The organism is Fulvivirga kasyanovii (assembly GCF_009711405.1).
Classification (GTDB): domain Bacteria; phylum Bacteroidota; class Bacteroidia; order Cytophagales; family Cyclobacteriaceae; genus Fulvivirga; species Fulvivirga kasyanovii.
The window spans coordinates 1-5004 of record NZ_SMLW01000305.1 but is presented as its reverse complement, the minus strand read 5'-3'; the positions used below and the strand labels follow the sequence as shown (position 1 = coordinate 5004).

Below are 5004 nucleotides of genomic sequence, written 5' to 3'. Positions count from 1 at the left end.
CGAAAAGTGCTACTTTGATATAAAAGAATTTAACCTGGGGTACAAAGAGGGGTGAAAGTCCTCTGTCAGAGCCCTTCCAAAACCAAATCTGCGACATACCTCTAAGTTTTCGCATTCTGCCACGTTAATTGCCGTATTCACACCTCTACGGTTCCACAGTTGTTACGGAGATTTGTAAAGTAACCAAACAGCGCAATACCATGAGAAAAATAATTGTTTTATCCATGATTACATTAGATGGAGTAATACAGGGGCCCGGTGGCCCGGAAGAAGACAGGTCAGAAGGGTTCAAATATGGCGGCTGGGTAGCTCCCTATGGTGACGAGGCCTATGACAAGGCGGTGGAAGAGGAACTAAAACCTGCTGATTATCTCCTCGGCAGAAAAACCTATGACATATGGGCTGCATATTGGCCTGAGCATGCAGAGATTTGGCCTGGGATCAACGAGGGCACAAAATACGTTTTGTCCAGTACCATGAACAAATCGGATTGGAAAAATTCGGTATTCCTTCAAAGCCTGGATGATATCAAGGAACTTAAAAATTCAGACGGTCCGGATATTCAGGTTTGGGGTAGTAGCGAAGTGGTACATTTACTCTTAAAGCATGATCTGGTGGATGAACTCCGGCTCAAAATTCATCCGCTGACCCTCGGCAAAGGAAAAAAACTGTTTGATAATGATGCAGCCGCGGCAGCATTTACATTGGTAGAACACTCTATAACTTCCAAAGGTGTGATTTTGGCTAACTACAAAAGAGGTGGTGAAGTTACAACAGGTAAAGTGGGAGCTTAGAAGGAGTATTTGCCAGTTTGTTCTGAATAGATACAGCCCCCAAGGGAAAGGGAGACTAAGGGAATAAAAGGTGCGAACCTAGTCAAAGCACAGATTATACAGTCAGGATTTCTTATTGAACCACTGTTTTTTAGCTTTGCGGGATGATTTGCAAACTCGAGAATAAAGAAGTTGAAGAACTTAAAACTACAAACATTTTACCACAAACTCCCTTTTGGGGCCGTATCAAAAGTGATCAGGGATTTACGGCCAAAGCATTTGAATTAACCGTCTCAAAGGATGTACTGACACACACCACCAATACCCAGGCAAAAGTTGAGGATGACCTGTTAGTCCTCATTAAATATATGGATGAGCAGCACTGCTTTGCCTATGTGCCCTACGGCCCGAAGCTGGAGCCTTCGTTTGAAAATCAGGGTTTATTTCTTGAGCAGGTATCAGAGTCAATAAGGCCTCACCTGCCATCAAATTGTATGTTTATACGCTATGATTTGATGTGGAAAAATCAATGGGCGGCTGAAAAGGATTACTTTGATGAATGCGGAAATTGGTTAGGCGCTCCTTCAAACCATACCCAGGAATACAGGGTCAACTTTAAAACCTCTAATTGGAACCTGAGAAAAAGTGTAAGTGACTCCTTACCCAAAAACACTTTCTTTCTTGACCTGACGCAAAAAGAGCAGGACTTGCTTGGCAACATGAGATACAATACCAGGTATAATGTAAAAAAAGCGATAAACAAAGGAATTGATGTTAAGGAATATGGCACAGAGTATATCGCCAACTGGTACAAACTATACGTTGAAACCGCCATTCGCCATAATATGCCCTTGCAGAACAAAGATTACTTTGCGTCCATTCTGTCCAATCAGGATAACCATAGTAAAGGGGTAAATGTAAAAATGTTGATGGCCCGGGCGAATGATCAATTTCTTTCTTCTATGTTTTTGGTACTGTCTAAAAACCGGGCAACATACTTATATGGCGCCTCTGCTAACAGTAAAAACAACTTAATGGCAAGTTATGCCCTGCAATGGGAGTCCATACGCCTGGCAAAAAGCTGGGGATGCACGGAATACGATATGTTTGGGTCAGCGCCCAATTTAAACCAGACACACCCTTTACGTGGAGTACATATCTACAAAAAAGGCTTCGGGGGAAACCTGTACCATAGAATGGGGTGCTGGGACTACCCTTATGATCAAAAACTTTATGATATATTTCGATACCAGGAATTAAAAAACTAGGGCCGCACATCGGACAAAATTGTGGCTACACGCTTACCAATGCAGATACTATGTGTTGTACGGATCCTACGGGTTCCGTACAATCACAAAAACAGCCTTAAAGAAAAGGCCGTTTCCCGGGATTGAAGTAAATTTATATACCAAAACATAACACACCAGAGATGAACAGCACAAGCCATCATGATGAGCGCATTGCAAAGATGACATTCGCCTCAGTATACCCCCACTATGTCACTAAAGTGGAAAAGAAAGGCAGAACGAAAGAAGAACTGCATCAGGTAATAGAATGGCTGACGGGTTATGATGAAAAAAAGCTGCAGCAACTCATTGATGAAAAAGTAACCTTTGAAGCGTTCTTTCAAAAAGCTTCGGTAAACCCCAATGCCCAACTCATTACCGGCGTAATCTGCGGGTACCGGGTAGAAGAAATTGAAAACCCGCTGACGCAGCAGGTAAGGTACCTGGACAAGCTGGTAGATGAGCTGGCCAAAGGTCGTAAGATGGAGAAGGTTTTACGGGCTGGTTGATTTAAAAAACCTGCAACCCATAACTGTCTCGGTATGTTATAAATCCCCTCCTGTCCTATTCCTTCAGCCGGATCATACACTTCACATCCTGCTCATTCTGATACCACTCCACGCAATAACCCTGAGGGTCAAGATTATCGTGCGTCAGTAATTCATTAAAGGTCTCTCCAATCTGCTGTGGCTCCTCCGGGTAGTTCCTTACCACGCGGCTGACATACCGGCCTTTCTTCAAAATCACGGTTTGGCAGTTGAGTTTGCGGGCTTCTCCGGGAAATGCCTCCTCCATTCCCGCTTTATACACAATAGTCCCGTTTTCAGGACGAGAAATACCAAAGTACTTTCGCTCCCTGTCAAACGGCACCAATCCATGAAGTTTTTGATGTGCCTCCATAATGCCTTCCGGAAATGATTTGGCCTCAACGAAAAGCACGTTAATATCTTTTTCTAAAACTGTAGTTTCCATAAGCTATAAAGTTATTACTGATTAACATATGTCAATAGTACAACGCCACTATCAAAAGCCCTGACAGCAGTTAGCTTGAGTTGAAGCTCTCCTTTTATGCCTTCAAGCAAAGGAGTACCCTTACCAATAGCCACAGGATCAACCATGACCTGATACTCATCAATCAGGTTGTTATCAGTAAAAAGATTAATAATGCTTCCGCTACCGAGTATGGCAAAATCCCTGGAGTCTGACTTTTTCAAAGCCTCCATCTTTTCTACTATATTTCCATTCAAAACCCTGCTATTTTCCCAGCTTGCATCGTTTAATGTGTTTGAAAAAACAATTTTTTCGGCAGCATTCATCCCGGCAGCTACCTTTGGAGATGTCTCCATGCCAGCCGGTGTAGGCCAGAAAGCAGTCATCAGTTCATAAGTTTTCCTCCCAAAAAGAAGAACATTGCCGAGCGCAAGCATTTCCTCTGAGTACTTCTCCTCTTCCTTGCCATGCCGGTGCCAGCTTGTGTCTCCGTCAGCACCTTTATAGTAGCCGTTCAGTGAGATGAAATTATAAGCTATTATCTTTCCCATAGTCATGTGCGTTTTGTTCTTTATTCAAATGTAGGAATGAACCTAAACTCTCATAAGGTGTGAAAACGACATTTTGGGAGGGGTATTACGGCAATACCAGCTGTCTATATTGTTAGAAGCATTATTTTAATTCATAAAAGCTTCTCTTTCCGATTTTGATCTTAATACTTCCTTCAAGGATAATTTCTTCCAACGGATTCAGAACCTTCTCACCATTAACTAATACACCTCCTTGTAGGATCAATCTTCTAATGGATGTTCTGGATAAATCACTTTTCAATTTGCAACACAGGCCCAATAAGCTGAAGCTACTATTCATAAACTGTTTTATATCGACTAAAACGAAACTCTTGTTTTCGAAATTTTGCTGCTGAAACTGGTTAACAAAGAATTGCTCAGCCTTTTCTGCCTCACTGACACTATGGTATTGAGAAATAATATTTTTAGCTATTATCTTCTTAATATTCATAGGATTCACACCTGAATCCATACTTTCTTTCAACTTCTCTTTCTCAGTATCAGTAAAATCCGTTGTCAAATCAATGTACTCGGTTATCAAACTGTCAGGTATTGACATTGTTTTACCAAACATTTCATTGGGTTTATCAGTCAACCCAATAGTATTGTTCAATGACTTACTCATTTTTTCCTTTCCATCCAACCCTCTTAAAATTGGCATACACATAACTATCTGTGGGCTAATTCCATATGCATCCTGTAGCTGTCTACCCATTGTACAATTAAACAATTGGTCAGTACCTCCCATTTCAATGTCACATTCTATCATTACTGAATCATAGCCCTGTAGTATTGGGTATGTTAACTCATGCATAGCTATTGGAGTATTCTCATTAAAACGCTTATTAAAGTCGTTTCTTTGCATCAACTGCGCTACTGTGACTCTTGATAATAGTTGAATAATATCGCTGAGCGGAAGGTTATCCAGCCATTCGGAATTAAATACAATTTTTGTCTGACTAATTTTTAAAACCTTGGACAATTGGGCTATGTATGTTTCAGCATTTTGCTTTACAACTTCAGCACTTAACGGCTTCCTGCTCTTGTTTTTGCCGGTAGGGTCACCAATCCTGGCAGTGAAACTGCCCACTACGACCACAATTTGATGTCCTAAATCCTGAAATTGCTTTAACTTTTTCAAGACCACAGCGTGTCCCAGATGTAGGTCTGGTGCCGTTGGGTCGAAGCCCAGCTTGATAACCAGTTTTCTCTTTTCCTTTTGAACTTGCTTCAATTTTTCTTCAAGTCCATTCAACGGCAAAATAATCTCTACATTTTCTTTAAGTTCTTTCATCTTTTTAACAATAAAAAAAGCCCAGACATTTCTGCCTGGGCTTCTGAGTTATACGATCTTTTTATATATCAAATAAATTTACATCTGAAAAA

At 41.1% G+C, this 5004-nt stretch carries 6 protein-coding genes; 3 read left to right on the top strand and 3 right to left on the bottom strand.

Features of this window, described 5'->3' with window-relative positions; genetic code table 11:
• Positions 1-200: 200 nt before the first annotated feature.
• From E1163_RS02495 to E1163_RS02485, 3 genes are all read left to right on the top strand, one after another.
• Positions 201-794 carry a dihydrofolate reductase family protein gene (locus E1163_RS02495; protein WP_155169125.1) on the top strand — a complete coding sequence of 198 codons (594 nt, stop codon included), beginning with the start codon at positions 201-203 and terminating at the stop codon, positions 792-794.
• Positions 795-937: 143 nt separating this feature from the next.
• A complete protein-coding gene (locus E1163_RS02490) occupies positions 938-2041 on the top strand; it encodes a lipid II:glycine glycyltransferase FemX (protein ID WP_155169123.1) in 1104 nt (367 codons plus the stop codon).
• 161 nt (positions 2042-2202) lie between these two features.
• Entirely contained in the window at positions 2203-2568 is a 366-nt protein-coding gene (locus E1163_RS02485) for a DUF2200 domain-containing protein (protein ID WP_155169121.1), read from the top strand.
• Between the two features lie 55 nt (positions 2569-2623).
• Here E1163_RS02485 and E1163_RS02480 read toward each other — a convergent pair whose 3' ends face one another.
• From E1163_RS02480 to tyrS, 3 genes are all read right to left on the bottom strand, one after another.
• Entirely contained in the window at positions 2624-3031 is a 408-nt protein-coding gene (locus E1163_RS02480; RefSeq protein ID WP_155169118.1) for a transcriptional regulator, read from the bottom strand.
• 14 nt (positions 3032-3045) lie between these two features.
• A complete protein-coding gene (locus E1163_RS02475) occupies positions 3046-3600 on the bottom strand; it encodes a dihydrofolate reductase family protein (RefSeq protein ID WP_155169116.1) in 555 nt (184 codons plus the stop codon).
• 121 nt (positions 3601-3721) lie between these two features.
• Entirely contained in the window at positions 3722-4912 is a 1191-nt protein-coding gene (gene tyrS, locus E1163_RS02470) for a tyrosine--tRNA ligase (protein ID WP_155169114.1), read from the bottom strand.
• Positions 4913-5004: the final 92 nt, after the last annotated feature.

What these genes read in the sequence shown, in the direction of transcription:
- tyrS (WP_155169114.1), bottom strand. Translation starts at nt 4,912, where the DNA reads ATGAAAGAACTTAAAGAAAATGTAGAGATTATTTTGCCGTTGAATGGA.
- E1163_RS02480 (WP_155169118.1), bottom strand. Translation starts at nt 3,031, where the DNA reads ATGGAAACTACAGTTTTAGAAAAAGATATTAACGTGCTTTTCGTTGAG.
- E1163_RS02475 (WP_155169116.1), bottom strand. Translation starts at nt 3,600, where the DNA reads ATGGGAAAGATAATAGCTTATAATTTCATCTCACTGAACGGCTACTAT.
- E1163_RS02490 (WP_155169123.1), top strand. Translation starts at nt 938, where the DNA reads ATGATTTGCAAACTCGAGAATAAAGAAGTTGAAGAACTTAAAACTACA.
- E1163_RS02485 (WP_155169121.1), top strand. Translation starts at nt 2,203, where the DNA reads ATGAACAGCACAAGCCATCATGATGAGCGCATTGCAAAGATGACATTC.
- E1163_RS02495 (WP_155169125.1), top strand. Translation starts at nt 201, where the DNA reads ATGAGAAAAATAATTGTTTTATCCATGATTACATTAGATGGAGTAATA.